The 14349-nt window shown below is 73.1% G+C and carries 16 protein-coding genes; 2 read left to right on the top strand and 14 right to left on the bottom strand.

The features are described from left to right. Window positions 1–224 precede the first annotated feature (224 nt). The 12 genes from APR03_RS18950 to APR03_RS18895 all read right to left on the bottom strand — a co-directional run bounded on the left by APR03_RS18950 (window position 225) and on the right by APR03_RS18895 (window position 11001). Entirely contained in the window at window positions 225–956 is a 732-nt protein-coding gene (locus APR03_RS18950; RefSeq protein WP_253838150.1) for a glutamine amidotransferase, read from the bottom strand. 19 nt (window positions 957–975) lie between these two features. Then, entirely contained in the window at window positions 976–1923 is a 948-nt protein-coding gene (locus tag APR03_RS18945) for a bile acid:sodium symporter family protein (protein ID WP_308216521.1), read from the bottom strand. A gap of 77 nt (window positions 1924–2000) precedes the next feature. After that, window positions 2001–2810 (bottom strand): ABC transporter permease, encoded by an 810-nt coding sequence (locus APR03_RS18940; protein WP_253838148.1) that lies wholly within the window; start codon window positions 2808–2810, stop codon window positions 2001–2003. Then, window positions 2807–3790, bottom strand: a complete 984-nt coding sequence (locus APR03_RS18935; RefSeq protein WP_253838146.1) for an ABC transporter ATP-binding protein — start codon at window positions 3788–3790, stop codon at window positions 2807–2809. The genes APR03_RS18940 and APR03_RS18935 overlap by 4 nt, the downstream gene beginning before the upstream one ends. A 48-nt stretch (window positions 3791–3838) precedes the next feature. Then, window positions 3839–4648, bottom strand: a complete 810-nt coding sequence (locus tag APR03_RS18930; protein ID WP_253838144.1) for a hypothetical protein — start codon at window positions 4646–4648, stop codon at window positions 3839–3841. 10 nt (window positions 4649–4658) lie between these two features. After that, entirely contained in the window at window positions 4659–5453 is a 795-nt protein-coding gene (locus APR03_RS18925) for a hypothetical protein (RefSeq protein WP_253838142.1), read from the bottom strand. Next, entirely contained in the window at window positions 5450–6397 is a 948-nt protein-coding gene (locus tag APR03_RS18920; RefSeq protein WP_253838140.1) for an ATP-binding cassette domain-containing protein, read from the bottom strand. The genes APR03_RS18925 and APR03_RS18920 overlap by 4 nt, the downstream gene beginning before the upstream one ends. Further along, window positions 6394–6774: a GntR family transcriptional regulator gene (locus tag APR03_RS18915; RefSeq protein ID WP_253838138.1), complete on the bottom strand. Its 381-nt coding sequence runs from the start codon at window positions 6772–6774 to the stop codon at window positions 6394–6396. Before APR03_RS18915 ends, APR03_RS18920 begins: the two co-directional genes overlap by 4 nt. A 127-nt stretch (window positions 6775–6901) precedes the next feature. Beyond that, complete coding sequence (locus APR03_RS18910) at window positions 6902–8008, bottom strand: aspartate-semialdehyde dehydrogenase (protein ID WP_253838136.1); 1107 nt, start codon at window positions 8006–8008, stop codon at window positions 6902–6904. Between the two features lies 1 nt (window position 8009). After that, complete coding sequence (locus APR03_RS18905; RefSeq protein WP_253838128.1) at window positions 8010–9287, bottom strand: aspartate kinase; 1278 nt, start codon at window positions 9285–9287, stop codon at window positions 8010–8012. Window positions 9288–9414: 127 nt separating this feature from the next. Next, window positions 9415–10188, bottom strand: coding sequence for a TSUP family transporter (locus APR03_RS18900; RefSeq protein ID WP_253838126.1), 774 nt, complete (start codon window positions 10186–10188; stop codon window positions 9415–9417). Window positions 10189–10254: 66 nt separating this feature from the next. Beyond that, window positions 10255–11001, bottom strand: a complete 747-nt coding sequence (locus APR03_RS18895) for a YqjF family protein (RefSeq protein ID WP_253838124.1) — start codon at window positions 10999–11001, stop codon at window positions 10255–10257. A gap of 56 nt (window positions 11002–11057) precedes the next feature. Between APR03_RS18895 and recR the strand changes: the two genes are divergently transcribed. Next, a complete protein-coding gene (gene recR / locus APR03_RS18890) occupies window positions 11058–11663 on the top strand; it encodes a recombination mediator RecR (RefSeq protein ID WP_253838121.1) in 606 nt (201 codons plus the stop codon). A 12-nt stretch (window positions 11664–11675) separates the two neighbouring features. After that, window positions 11676–12245, top strand: coding sequence for a DUF5063 domain-containing protein (locus APR03_RS18885; RefSeq protein WP_253838118.1), 570 nt, complete (start codon window positions 11676–11678; stop codon window positions 12243–12245). A gap of 2 nt (window positions 12246–12247) precedes the next feature. On the opposite strand, the gene APR03_RS18880 is transcribed toward APR03_RS18885, so the two are convergent. Beyond that, entirely contained in the window at window positions 12248–13381 is a 1134-nt protein-coding gene (locus APR03_RS18880) for an ABC transporter permease (protein ID WP_253838117.1), read from the bottom strand. Then, entirely contained in the window at window positions 13378–14298 is a 921-nt protein-coding gene (locus APR03_RS18875) for an ABC transporter ATP-binding protein (RefSeq protein WP_253838115.1), read from the bottom strand. Before APR03_RS18875 ends, APR03_RS18880 begins: the two co-directional genes overlap by 4 nt. Window positions 14299–14349 lie beyond the last annotated feature (51 nt).

Genomic DNA, 14349 nt, shown 5'->3' with positions numbered 1-14349 from the left:
CGACTCCTGGTCCGGAGCGGCCCGTCTGGTAAAGACGAAGGGCCTGGACGCGATCGGCGTCCCAGGCCCTGGCTCCGGGTGGAAAGTTGGTCAGGCGCGCGCCCGCCGGGCTCCACCAGGAGCCGACGTAAAGCGCCAATACCAACGGATGTCCACGGCCAAAACGGTAGCCCCACCCCCGGCGGCTGTCCACCGGTTCCCACGATGCGGTCGGTCACAGCCCGTCACCGGGCGTACCGCTCCACGAAGGCGCGCATGATGCGCATCGGCTCGGTCACCTCGACCGCCGTGCACCGCTCGATCACCTGGTCCGCCTCCTCGGGCGGGAAGTAGCCGTAGTCCCGGTAGATCTCGACGCGCTGGGCGATCCCGGCAGCGTCCAGCTCGGGGTGGAACTGCGTGGCGTACAGGTTGCGGCCCACCCGGAACATCTGCACGGGGCAGCCGGCCGACGACGCGAGCAGCACCGCGCTGTCCGGCAGCTTCCGCACGGCCTCCTTGTGGCCCACGTATGCGGAGAAGCTCTGCGGCAGGCCGGCCAGCAGCGGGTCGGCCGCCGCGTCCGGCGTCAGCTCGACCGCGACCGGGCCCACGGGCTCGGCGTAGGTCGAGTCGATCACCGCGCCCTGGTGCGCGCCCAGCGTGCCGACGCCGTAGCAGGCGCCGAGGAACGGGAAGTCGCGCGCGACGATCTCGTCGAGCAGGGCCTTCAGCTCCGCCTCGACGCGCCGCTGGGCCGGGCCCTTCGCCTCCTCGGGGTCCGAGGAGTTGAACGGGCCGCCGCCCACGAGCACGCCGGAGTAGTCGTCCAGGTCGACGGCGGGCAGCGGGTCGCGCTCGAGGCGCACGCGGTGCAGCTGCTCCGGCTCGAGCCCGCCGTAGCGGCAGAACGCCTCGTACTCACCGTCCGCGGCGAGGTCCTCCGCACGCGTCGCGAGCAGCAGAAACGGCTTCATGACATGAGGGTAGAGGCAATCATCGCGTCGTGGCGGAGCCCGTTGTGGAGCGCCGTGCCCACCACGTCGCGAGGGCGGCTCCGGAGAGGTTGTGCCACACCGAGAACAGCGCGGCCGGAAGGGCCGCCGCGGGTGTGAAGTGCGTGGCCGCGAGGCTCGCGGCGAGGCCCGAGTTCTGCATGCCGACCTCGATGCTCACGGCCCGGCGCGCGGCCCGGTCGAGCCGGGCCGCCCTGGCCGTGCCGTAGCCGAGCAGCAGGCCGAGCAGGTTGTGCGTGACCACCGCGAGCGCCAGCAGCAGCCCGGTGGAGAGCACGGTGGCGGCGTTGGCGGCGACGACGCCGAGCACGACCAGGACGATGCCGCCCACGGAGACGAGGGGCAGGTACGGCAGGACGCGCTCGACGTACCGCCCCGCGAGGGCGCGGATCACGAGGCCCGCGACGACGGGTACGAGCACCACCTGGACGATGGAGCCGAACAGGTCGGCGAACCCGACGTCGAGGGTCTCGTCGGCGAGCCAGAGGATGAGCAGCGGCGTGAGGAAGGGGGCGAGCAGGGTCGAGATGGCGGTCATGGTCACGGAGAGGGCGGTGTCACCCTTGCCGAGGTAGACGATGACGTTCGAGGCGGTGCCGCCGGGGGCGGCGCCGACGAGGATCATCCCGAGCAGCGCCATGCCGGTGAGGCCGTACAGCCCGCCGACGGCCCAGGCGAGCAGCGGCATGATGACGAACTGCGCGGTGACGCCGATGAGCACGGCCCAGGGGCGCCGGGCGACCAGCGCGAAGTCGCCGCCGCGCAGCGTGAGCCCCATGCCGAACATGACGACGCCGAGGAAGAGCGGGATGTGGGCCGCGAGCGGCGCGAGCTGGTCGGGCGCGACGAGGCCCGCGATCCCGCCGAGCAGTACCAGGACGGCGAACCAGCGTCCGGCCAGCTCGGCGATCTTCCGCAACGTTCCCACTGTCGTCCCCCTCGCTCGTGTGCGGGGACACCGTAGACCCGGCCCGGGTGAAAACCTGGGCCGGGTCCGTCAGGTGGTCAGCTCCAGCGGAAGAGCCGCACCCCGAGCGGGAAGAGCACGAGGGTCCAGGCGGCGAGCACGAGCACCTGGGCGAGCGGGAAGCCGTCGGTGCCGAACCAGCCGACCGTCAGGCCCTGGGCCGCGGCGCCGAGCGGCAGGTACAGCCCGATGGTCTGCATCCAGTCCGGCATGACGGACAGGGGCACCCACACGCCGGAGAACATGAGGGACGGGAAGTAGATGAGCATCCCGAGCCCGGAGGCGGTGGTGCCCTTCTCGGCGCGGGCGGCGACGAGCAGCCCGAGCGAGAACATCGCGGTGGTGGACAGCACGAGCACGAGGAGCACCGTGAACGGGTCGGCGGCCATCGGGACGCCGAGCACCGTCAGGGCGCCGACCACGGACGCGCCGGCGGAGACGATCAGCGCGAGCACGTTGATCACCATGTGCGCGCCGATGAGGTTCTGCGGCGGCATGGGCGTGGTCGACAGCCGCTTGAGCACGCCCTTCTCGCGGAACGTGGCGAACTGCACCGGCATGGTGGTCAGCGCGATGGTGCCCACCGCGAGGGCGATGATGGTCGGCAGGTAGCTGGTGATCCCGGGGGCGGTGTTCCACGGCGGCGGCGCCTCGACCATCGGGTCGGAGAACGCGGGCACCGCGAGGCCGAGGCCGAGCAGGAGCGCCGTGGGGAAGACGAGCGCGAAGAAGACGGCGGTCGGGTCCCGCAGCCAGACCTTGAGCTCGGTGGCGAGCAGGGTGCCGAAGCCCCGCACCCGCCGCGCGCGGACGGCGCCTGGGGCGCGCACGGTCTCGACGGCACTCATACCGTCACCTCCTCGTTCTCCTCTGCCCGGTACTCCCGGCCGGTCACCTGCACGAACACGTCCTCCAGCGTGCGTTCGACGGTCCGCACGTCGTCGGGGACGACGGCGGCGGCCGCGAGCGCCTGCACCACGGCGAAGAGCACGGTGCGGGTGCCCGTCACCTCGATCTCGTCGCCGGCGGTGGTGGCGGCGGCCACGTCGTCGTCCTGCTCGGCGAGGGCCGTGAGGAGCGCGAGCGCCCGGCCGCGGGCCGCGCCGTCCGCGAACCGGAGGCGCACCCCGCGGTGGCCCTCGAGGCCCTCGATGAGGGACGCGGGGGTGCCCTGGGCGACGACGCGGCCGCCGTCGATCACGACGAGCCGGTCGCAGAGCCGCTCGGCCTCCTCCATGAAGTGGGTGACGAGCAGCACGGTCACGCCGGAGTCGCGGACACGTTCGACGAGGTCCCAGGTGGCACGCCGGGCGGCCGGGTCGAGCCCGGTGGTCAGCTCGTCGAGGATGGCGACCTGCGGCTTGCCGACCAGCGCGAGGGCGATGGACAGCCGCTGCTTCTGGCCGCCCGAGAGCTTGCCGAACTGCTGGTCGCGGTGCGCGGTGAGGTCGAGCAGGTCCAGGAGCTCGGCGGGGTCGGCCTGCTCCGCGTAGAACGAGCCGAAGACGTCGAGCGCCTCGCCGACGGTGATCTTGTCGTGCAGCGCGGCCTCCTGGAGCTGGATGCCGACGTGCTCGCGGACGGACATGGGGTCCGCCTGCGGGTCGCGCCCGAGGAGGCGCACCGTGCCGCCGTCCGCGCGGCGCAGGCCGGCGACGCACTCGACCGTGGTGGTCTTGCCCGCGCCGTTGGGGCCGAGGATGCCGAAGATCTCGCCGCGGGCGACCTCGAGGCTGACGTCGGCGACCGCGGTGCGGGGTGGTGCCCCGCGGCCGGCGCCGGGATAGGACTTGCGCAGGTGGCTGACTTCGACGACTGGGGACGTCATGGTCGCTCCTTCGGGTCTGGGGTGGTCCGGGTCGGGTCTGGTGGGTGGTCAGCGCGGCCGCACCGGCGCCGTGCGCAGCAGGGCGTGCAGGGCGGCGGCCGCGAGCAGCGCGGCGAGGGCGGCCCCGCCGACGCCGAGCAGCGTGGTGTCCAGGCCGTCGGCGGCCAGGACCACGGCGTGGTCGAGGTCGGGCCGCAGCTCGACGTTGGCGACGGTGCCGACCACGCCGGTGCGGGTGGCGAGGTCGACGAGGGCGGCGGGCACCAGGAGCGGGATCATCAGGAGCGTGCCCCAGGCCCTGGCCCGCATGAAGCCGGCGCCCACGGACGCGCCGACCAGGATGTAGGTCGTGACGACGAGGGCCTCGGCCACCGCGGTGCCGAGCACCGCGAGGGGCTCGTCGAACGGCAGCGCGCCGAGCCGGCTCCAGGTCATCCCGAGCGACGTGCTCAGCAGCCGCTCGCCCAGGAGGGCCAGCACGACGAGCACCCCGTACGCCCCGCCGACCAGCAGGGCGCCGCGGACCACTCCCGCGGCCAGCGAGCGGCGGTCGCCGCCCGCCGCCACGTGGACGGGCAGCAGCGCCGTGGCGGCGACCACGCCGATCCAGACGACGGCCCAGCGCTGCGCGCCGAGCGTGACGTCGAGCGCGCTGGTCTCCAGGTCGTTGCCCGCGAGGACGTTCCCCAGGATGAGCGCGACGGCGTACACCGCGTAGAACCCCCAGAACCAGACGCCGGCGACGAGCGCTCCCCGGCGCATCCAGCCCGTGACGGCGGCGGCGCCGCGGCGGCGCGCCGCCGCGGTCAGGGCGGTCCGGGTCGTGGCGGCGGTCCCCGGGACGGTCGGTGCGGACATGGGAGCCTCCTCAGGCGGCCGGCCGCACCGCGACGGCCAGCAGCGGTAGACGGAACAGCCAGGTGGCCAGGGCGACGGCGACGACCGGACCGGCCAGGGCGAGCAGCACGCCGCCCGCTCCCCCGGGCAGGTTCCCGGGGCCGACGACGATCGCCGTGGCCCCGGTGTGCGTCGCGAGGTCGACCACCGCCCCCGGGACGAGGGCCACGACCGCGTACAGGGTGCCGAGCACCACGCCGTAGCAGCGGTACCCGGCCGCGATCGTCGCGCCCACGAGGTAGTAGGTGCCGACGACGCCGGCCTCGGTCAGCACCGTCAGGGCGATGCCGGCCCAGCCGTCCAGCGGCGGCCCGAACTCGCGCGTCCACGTCTGGCCCATGGCACCGAGCAGCAGGCGCTCGCCCGTCAGGTAGACCGCGGTGAACCCGCCGAGCACCAGCCCGCCCAGGAGCCCGCCCCGGACCGTGCCGGCGACGAGTGCCCTGCGGGTGCCGCCCGCGGCGAGGTGCAGCCGCAGGTAGGTGGCCGGGACGATGATCCCGAGCACCAGCACCACCCAGCGCGACGAGCCACCCATCTGGCTGTCGAGCACCGCGCCGTCCAGACCGTCGCCGTACCGGGTCATCAGCACGCTGATCAGCACCGCGACGACCGAGAAGATCAGCCAGTACCAGCCGCCGATGGTGCGGATGACGCGCACGGCGCCGCCGGACGCGACCCGGGCGGCACGCCGGTCGGCGGCGTGCGCCGCCGCGTCCCGGTCTCCCGCCGCGGTGGCGGTGTCCCTCGTGCGGGTCGCCGTCATGACGTCACGCTCCTCGGGTCGGTCAGGCGCACGAAGAGGTCCTGCACCGGCACGGTGCCGACCTCGACGCCCGCCCGGCGGGCAGCGGCCCGCTCGTCGTCGTCGAGCGCGCCCTCGAGCGTGACCTGCACGGTCGAGCCGAGCTGCTGGCGGTGCAGCACACGCCGCCCACCGGTCAGCCGCTCGACGGCGTCCCGGCTGCCCGTGAGGCTGAAGCCGCGCGCCCGCATCTGCTCGGCGCTCTCCGCCAGGAGCACGCGCCCGCGGTCGACCACCACGACGTCCTCGAACAGCCGCTCGACCTCCTCGACCAGGTGGCTGGACAGCAGGATGGTGCGCGGGTGCTCGGCGTAGTCGGCCAGGAGCTCGTCGTAGAACGCGTACCGCGTGGGGGCGTCCATGCCGAGGTAGACCTCGTCGAAGATCGTGAGCGGGGCGCGCGAGGCCAGGCCGATGGTGGCGCCGACCGCGGACCGCTTGCCGCGGGACAGGGCCGACGGGTTCTTGCGGACGTCCACCTCGAACAGGTCCAGGAGCCGCTCGGCGGTCTCGGCGCTCCAGTCCGGCCGGACGTCGGCGTAGTACCGGAGGGAGGTGCGCACCTTCTCCTCGTTCAGCAGGTCGCCGCTCTCCCGGACGAGCTGCGTGCCCGAGGTGATCCACGGGTTCTCCCACGGGTCCTCCTGCGCGCCCTCCGGGCCCACGACCACGGTGCCGCTCGTCGGCCGGGTGAACGCCGCCAGCAGCGAGAGCAGGGTCGTCTTGCCCGCGCCGTTGCGGCCGAGCACACCGGTGATGGTGCCGGGCCGGATCGTCAGCGAGGCGCCGTCCAGGCCGGTCCCGCCCTCGTCCCGGGCCAGGAGACCGTTCGGCAGCATGCGGTGGCTCGCGCCGAAGCGGACGACGACGTCGTCCAGCCGGGCGCCGAAAGGTGCGGTCGTCATGACTCCTCCGTCGTGGTTCGGCTGCCGCCGGCGCCCAGCACGTAGGCGACGACGTCGTCCGTCGAGATGCCGAGGATCTCCGCCTGCTGCAGGGCAGGCCCCAGGACGTCCTCGAAGTAGCTCTTGCGGTGCTCCTCCAGCAGGCGCTCGCGAGCTCCTGGCGCGACGAACATCCCCAGGCCGCGGCGCTTGTAGAGCACGCCCTCGTCGACCAGGCCGGCGAACGCCTTCTGGGCCGTGGCCGGGTTGATGCGGAACGTCGTCGCGAACTGTGTGGTGGACATGACCTGCTCCTCCTCCTTCAGCTCACCGGCGAGTACCTGCGCGCGGATCATCTGGGCGATCTGGACGTAGATCGGCTCGGGCCCGTCGAACACCGGCTCACCCCCTCCATTGGTTCATTGCTTGACTAATGAACCACAGGTGCGGGGGTGCGCGCAAGAGAAAAGCCGGGACAGAGCGCGTGCGCTCTGTCCCGGCTTCCGTCCGTGCGGGGCTACCCGGTCACGTGTCGGCAGCCTCCACGGCGTCCAGGACGTGCAGCTCGGCCAGGTCGGCCGCGATCAGCTCCGCGATCTGGATCGCGTTCAGCGCGGCCCCCTTGCGGAGGTTGTCGGCGCTGACGAACAGCACCAGACCGCGACCGTCCGGCACCGACTGGTCGGTACGGATGCGCCCCACGAGCGAGGGGTCCGCCCCGGCCGCGGCGAGCGGCGTCGGGACGTCGGCCAGCCGCACGCCCGGCGCGTCGGCGAGCAGCTTGCGAGCCTCGTCGGGCGTGATCGGCTCGGCGAACTCGGCGTGGATCGACAGCGAGTGGCCCGTGAACACCGGCACGCGCACGCACGTGCCCGCGACGGCGAGGTCCGGCAGGCCCAGGATCTTGCGGGACTCGTGGCGCAGCTTCTGCTCCTCGTCGGTCTCGCCCGAGCCGTCGTCGACCAGGTTGCCCGCCAGCGGCAGCACGTTGAACGCGATCGGCCCGGCGTAGACCGCCGGGTCGGGCAGGTCGACCGACCCGCCGTCGTGCGTCAGCCCCTCGATCTCCTGGCCGACGGCGGCACGCACCTGACCGGCCAGCTCGGCCACGCCGGCGAGGCCCGAACCCGAGACGGCCTGGTAGGTCGCCACGCGCAGGCGTTCGAGGCCCGCCGCCTGCGTCAGCGGTGCGAGCACCGGCATGGCGGCCATCGTGGTGCAGTTCGGGTTGGCGACGATGCCCTTGACGGCGTCGGCGATCGCCTCCGGGTTCACCTCGGAGACGACGAGCGGCACCTCGGGATCGCGCCGCCAGGCCGACGAGTTGTCGACGACGACGGCGCCCGCCTCCGCGAACCGCGGGGCGTGCTCCCGGGAGGTGCCGCCCCCGGCGGAGAAGAGCGCGATGTCGATGTCGGCGAGGTCCTCGGTGGCCGTCGCCGCGACGTCCTCCACCGGCACGTCCACGCCCGCGAACGGGAGCGTGGTGCCCGCGGAGCGCGCGGAGGCGAAGAACCGCAGCGAGGCGACGGGGAACTCCCGCTCCTCCAGCAGGCGGCGCATGACCGCGCCCACCTGACCCGTGGCGCCGACGACGGCGACGTTCACACCCTGGTCGGAGATCTCGGCCATGTCAGCGCCCCGTCCCCGCGTAGACGACCGCCTCGCCGTCGACGCCGTCGAGCTCGAACGCGGTGTGCACGGCGCGCACGGCGTCGTCCAGCGAGTCCGCGCGGGTGACCACCGAGATGCGGATCTCGGAGGTGGAGATCATCTCGATGTTGATGCCCGCGTCGCGCAGCGCGCCGAACAGCCGCGCCGAGACGCCGGGGTGCGACTTCATGCCGGCACCCACGAGGGACAGCTTGCCGATCTGGTCGTCGAACTGGAGGGAGTCGAAGGCCAGCTCACCCTGCACCGCGGTGAGCGCCGCCATGGTGGCGGGGCCGTCGCCGTCGGGCAGCGTGAACGAGATGTCGGTGAGGCCCGTGGCCGCGGCGGACACGTTCTGCACGATCATGTCGATGTTCGCGCCCGCTCCCGCCACGACCTCGAAGATGCGCGCGGCCATGCCCGGCACGTCCGGCACGCCGATCACGGTGATCTTGGACTCGGACCGGTCGTGCGCGACGCCGGAGATGATCGGGGCTTCCATGGCGTTCTCCTTCGACTTCTCTTCGGCCGCGAGCACGCGCGTGCCGTCGTGGGCGCTGAACGAGCTGCGGACGTGCACGGGCACGCCGTACCGGCGCGCGTACTCGACGCTGCGCAGCGCCAGCACCTTGGCGCCGCAGGCCGCGAGCTCCAGCATCTCCTCGTAGGAGACCCGGTCGATCTTGCGGGCCGCGGGGACGATGCGCGGGTCGGCGGTGAACACGCCGTCGACGTCGGTGTAGATCTCGCAGACGTCGGCGCCGAGGCCGGCCGCGAGCGCCACCGCGGTGGTGTCGGACCCGCCGCGCCCGAGGGTGGTGACGTCGTTGGTGCCCTGCGTGACGCCCTGGAAGCCGGCCACGATGGCGACCTGGCCCTTGTTCAGCGTCTCGCGGATGCGGTGGGGCACCACGTCGACGATCCGCGCCCGGCCGTGCACGGCGTCGGTGATGACGCCGGCCTGCTGGCCCGTGTACGACTTGGCCTTCACGCCCAGGTTGGTGATGGCCATGGCCAGGAGCGACATGGAGATGCGCTCGCCGGCGGTAAGGAGGATGTCGAGCTCCCGCTGCGGCGGGAGGGGGGTGATCTGCTGGGCGAGGTCGAGGAGCTCGTCCGTGGTGTCGCCCATGGCGCTCACCACCACGACGACGTCGTTGCCCGCTCGCTTGGCCTCGGCGATCCGCTTCGCGACCCGCTTCACGCTGCGCGCGTCGCCGACCGAGGATCCGCCGTACTTCTGCACGACAAGTGCCATGCGCCTGCCTTCCGTTGCCGGCCTCCGTCTGTCTCAACGGCCCGCCGGGTGGTTGGGTTTGCGGATCGATGGTACTGCGACGGGCGTCCCGGGCGGTGTGCCGTTCACGGTGCGGGACGGCGTGGTCCTACCCGGCGAAGACGTCCCAGGCGAGGCGCGCGATGAGGGCACCCACCACCACGACGAACACGATGCGGACGAACTTCGACCCCTTGGCCACGGCCATCCGGGCGCCGATGTAGGCGCCGACGAGGTTGGCGGCCCCGAGGCCCAGGCCGAGGCTCCAGATGACGGCGCCGCCCGGCACGAAGAAGAGGAGCGCGCCGAGGTTGGTGGCGAAGTTCACGATCTTGGCGATCGCGGAGGCGGGCAGGAACGAGTACCCGAGGGCGCTGACGAGGCTGATCACGAGGAACGTGCCGGTGCCGGGCCCGAGCAGTCCGTCGTAGGCACCGATGAGCAGGCCGATCAGGGCGGCGATCCGCTTGTGCCCGTTGCCGACCCAGCGCAGGTCGTCGTGCGTGCCGACGTTCGGCTTGAGCAGCGTCCAGGCGAGGACGCCGACGAGCACGACCAGGATGATCGGCTTGAAGAGCTGGTCGGGGATGTGCGACGCCCCGATCGCGCCGCCGAAGGCCCCGGCCAGGGCGGCGAGCGCCATCGGCCCGGCGGTGCGCAGGTCGGGCTGGACGCGTCGGTAGTACGTGATCGCGCTGGTGGAGGTGCCCATGATGCTGCCGAGCTTGTTGGTCGCCAGGGCCTGGACGGGGCTGATGCCGGGCACGAGCAGCAGTGCGGGGAGCTGGATCAGCCCGCCCCCGCCGACCACGGCGTCCACCCAGCCGGCCGAGAGCCCGGCGAGCAGCAGGAGGCAGATGGTGAGCAGATCGAGTTCGGGCACCCCCGCATTGTGCAGCGGTCCCGCGGGATCTGGACTCCGCGTCCAGATCTGGTGGCCCGGCGCGGCCTACAGGTGGGTGGGGCGGCGGACCGTGACCGCCGAGCCGTCCGCCACGAACGCCGACACGGGACGGGCCGCCAGCGCCTCGGTGAACCGGGGGCCGTAGACGTGCGCGACGTCACACTCGAGGGCCGCGTCGCGGGCCTGCCAGACCTGCCAGCTCGGGTGCTCGACGCGGTACTCCAGGGTGCCGCCGCCGCGCTGGGCCGCGTACCCCCAGTAGTGCTCGGTGACGAACTGCTCGTGCGAGCCCTCCGTGAGGGGCCGGGGGCTGCCCTCCGTGGTGGCGCGCACGTGGTTCCAGGTGCCGGCGTCGCGCCACGAGTACTCGACGAGGCCGCCGGGCACGGGTTCGCCGTCGTGCAGGTCGGCGCGGTTGCGCATGGGGCGCGCCACGTAGTTCTCGCCGTACGCGAGGCGGGCGACGACGGCCAGGGCCGGGCGGGGCACGATCTCCTGGACGAAGACGACGCCGCGGCGCCACCCCTCGGGACCCTTGCGGCGCACGTAGAACCGCAGGTTGATCTCGTCGAAGTCGCGGTGCAGCGGCACGGGCACGCCGAGCAGGCGGGTGTCGAGGAACCGGAACCCGACCACGCTCACGAGGTGCCGGCCGTCGTCCCCGGTGTCGAGCTCGACGCCGTGCGGCACCAGAGGCCGCAGCACGTCCGGGTCCACCTCATGGCTGACCATCAGGAGCCGGCGCCACCGCGCCGTCAGGAACGTTCCGGTCCGCCGCTCGGGTCCAGTCACGCCGGGAACGTATCAGGCGGGCCCCGTGTCGGTGTCGCCCCGTAGGCTGACCTCTTGTGTACGAAGGCGCGGTCCAAGACCTGATCGACGAGCTCGGCCGGCTGCCCGGCGTCGGGCCCAAGAGCGCGCAGCGCATCGCGTTCCACCTGCTGGCGACGGACGACCAGGAGGTCAAGCGGCTGGTCGACGCGCTCACCGAGGTGAAGCTGCGCGTCCAGTTCTGCGAGCTGTGCGGCAACGTGGCCGAGGCCGAGCGCTGCCGCATCTGCCTCGACCCGCGGCGCAGCGACGAGGTCATCTGCGTCGTGGAGGAGCCCAAGGACGTGGTGGCCATCGAGCGCACCCGCGAGTTCCGGGGCCGCTACCACGTGCTCGGCGGCGCCATCAATCCCATCGAGAACGTCGGCCCCGACGACCTGCGGATCAGCGAGCTGCTGGCCCGCCTCGCGGACGGGACGGTGCAGGAGGTCATCCTCGCCACCGACCCGAACGTCGAGGGCGAGGCCACGGCGACCTATCTTTCCCGACTCATGGGTCACATGGGAATCACAGTCTCGCGGCTGGCCTCGGGTCTGCCCGTGGGTGGAGACTTGGAGTACGCGGACGAGGTGACGCTCGGGCGCGCGTTCGAAGGCCGCCGCGTCATCGGCAACGACAGGTAGGTGGGGTTCAGGATGAGCGAGATCACGCCCGGTTCGGACCTCCGGGAGGTCGCCGACCAGGTGTCCGCGCAGGCACGCACGTTCCTGTCGACGGTCACGCAGGTGGCGTCCGGCGGGATGCCCGGAGCCGAGCTGTCGCTGCTCGTGCTCGCCGCGTCCGACCTGCTGGCGGCCGGAGCGCGGCTCGCCGCCATCGTGGACGTGGTGCCGAAGGAGCGCTACGAGCCCGACACCGGCCCCGACACGGACCTCGACCCGCTGCGCGAGGCGCTGTCCAAGATGTTCGACGGGTTCGACGACTACACCGAGGTCGTCGACCCGGTGCTCGGCGAGGAGGTCGGGGCGGCGTCGCTGTCCGGCGACCTCGCGTGCGTCGCCGAGGCCCTGGCCAAGGGCCTGCAGCACTTCGACAGCGGCCACGAGCTCGAGGCCCTGTGGTGGTGGCAGTTCTCGTACTTCTCGCTGTGGGGCGAGCGTGCGGCGTCCGCCCTGCGGGTGCTGCAGGTGCTGCTCGCGCACGTGCGCCTGGACGTGGAGGACGACGTCGCCGCCGAGGCGGAGTACGACGCCCTCCACTCCTGACGTCAGGCGACGCGGGTGCCCTGCGGCAGGTGCGTCGTCGGCACGCGCAGCCGGTTGACCGCGACGACGACGCCGCCGGCGCCGAGGAGCAGGTCGAACCCGAGCCCCCACGGCCACACGAGCTGGTCGGTGACGACGACTGGCTCGACCGGCGAGTCGGTCCCCGAGCCGACCATGTAGCTGCACCAGTCCTGCTCCCCGTTGTCGCCCGTGCGGGCGTAGCGGACGCCGTACTGCAGCAGCGCGAGCATGTTGCCGTCGTCCGCGAGCGTCTCCGGGTCACCGCCCAGCGGCTGTGCGTCGGCGACCACGACGAACGGGTTCGGCGCCAGCAGCCACCAGGTGCGCTCGCTGTGCCACACGTCGGCCTCGTGCGTCTGCCACTCGCACTCGGGAGCCGTGGTCTCCTCCCAGGTGTACCCCGGCTCGACGTCCCACACCCGGACCTCCTCCGTCGAGGTGGTGACGGGCACGAGCAGGCCGAACACGATCGGCAGCACCGCGGTGAGGCCACCGATCGTCAGGTAGGTCAGCACGGCCGAGCCGGACGTCTTGCCGACCAGGGCGGAGAAGCCGAGGCCGATGGCGCACACGACGCCGAGCACGACCGCGAGCATCAGCACCGTGGTGAGCAGCGCGAGCCAGGACACCCCGCCGCCGGCCAGCGCCCACGCGAGGAAGGGGATGCTCGCCACGAGGAACGCGAGGGCCGCGATCCAGGCCGCGGCGAGCTTGCCGAGCACGATCTCGGCCGGGGTCAGCAGCGTCACCTGGAGGGTCGCGAGCGTGCCCGCGTTGCGGTCGCCGTTGATCGCGCCCGAGGAGAGCGTGGGCGCCACCAGCAGCCCGAGGAACAGCACGAAGCCGACGACGATGCTGTAGACGATGCCGCCGAACGGCTCGTCGGCCATCCCGTCCCCGGAGAGGATCGCGAACGCGCCGGTGGTCAGCAGGGTGATGAGGCCCACCACGAGGAACCAGACGACGAGCGCCGTCTTCCACCGGGTCGACCGGACGCGCTGGCGCAGCTCCAGCACCGTGACGGTGCGTAGGCCGTGCCAGGACAGCGACCAGGTGCCGCGGCCCGCGGGGGCGGCGGACGGCGCGGGCGGGCTCGTCTGTACGTCGACGCTCATCGTCGCTCCTCCTCCAGGGCCAGGTAGGCCTGCTCCAGCACCCCGCCCGCGGGGGCGAGGCTCGACACGTCCACCCCGGCGCCGACCGCGGACCGCAGCAGGGCGGCCGCCGCGGCCTCGCCCGGCAGCTCGACGAGCACGCCGGTGCCGTCGCTCTCCGTGCGGTAGGCCCGGCCGGTCTCGTCCAGCCAGCGCGTGAGCGCCTCAGGGTCGAGCGCGGTCAGGCGCCACTCGCGCGGGACGTCGCCGTCCGCCACGGAGCGGGTGGCGACGGTGCGCCCGCCGGAGATGAACACGGCGTCGTCGGCCATCTCGTCGAGCTCGGTGAGCACGTGCGAGGAGACCAGGACGGTCTTGCCCGCGGCGGCGAGGCGGCGCAGCAGGACGCGCAGGTCGACGCGCGAGCGAGGGTCGAGGCCCGAGGCGGGCTCGTCGAGGAGCAGGACGTCGGGGTCGTGCACCAGGGCCCGGGCCAGGCCGAGCCGCTGCTTCTGGCCGCGCGACAGGACGTGCGCGGGCTGGTCGGCGAGCTCGGACAGGTGCACGAGCTCCAGGAGCTCGCCGGCCCGGGCCCGGGCGCGCGCCGCGTCGATCCGGTAGGCCGCGGCGACCGTGGTCAGCACCTCGCGGGCGGTCAGGGAGTCCCACGTGCCGAACACGTCAGGCATCCAGCCGGTCCGCGAGCGCGCCACGTAGTTCTCGGTCACCGGGTCGGCCCCGGCGACGCTGATCGTCCCGGCGTCGGGGGTCAGGAGCCCGGCGAGCATGAGCAGGAGGGTCGTCTTGCCCGACCCGTTGGGACCGATGAGCGCGGTGACGCGGCCTGGTGCCGCGACCAGGTCGACGTCGGCCACGGCGTGGACCGGCCCGAAGGAACGCCGCACGCCCCGCGCGCGGATACCACCGTCTGGTGTCATGCCGGGACACTAGCGCGGCGGGCGGCGGCGGGCCGTCAGGCCGGGGACGGA

The organism is Promicromonospora thailandica (genome assembly GCF_024171955.1).
Classification (GTDB): Bacteria; Actinomycetota; Actinomycetes; order Actinomycetales; family Cellulomonadaceae; genus Promicromonospora; species Promicromonospora thailandica.
The sequence above is the reverse complement of the archived record's forward strand: the minus strand, read 5'-3'. Positions and strand labels throughout refer to the sequence as shown.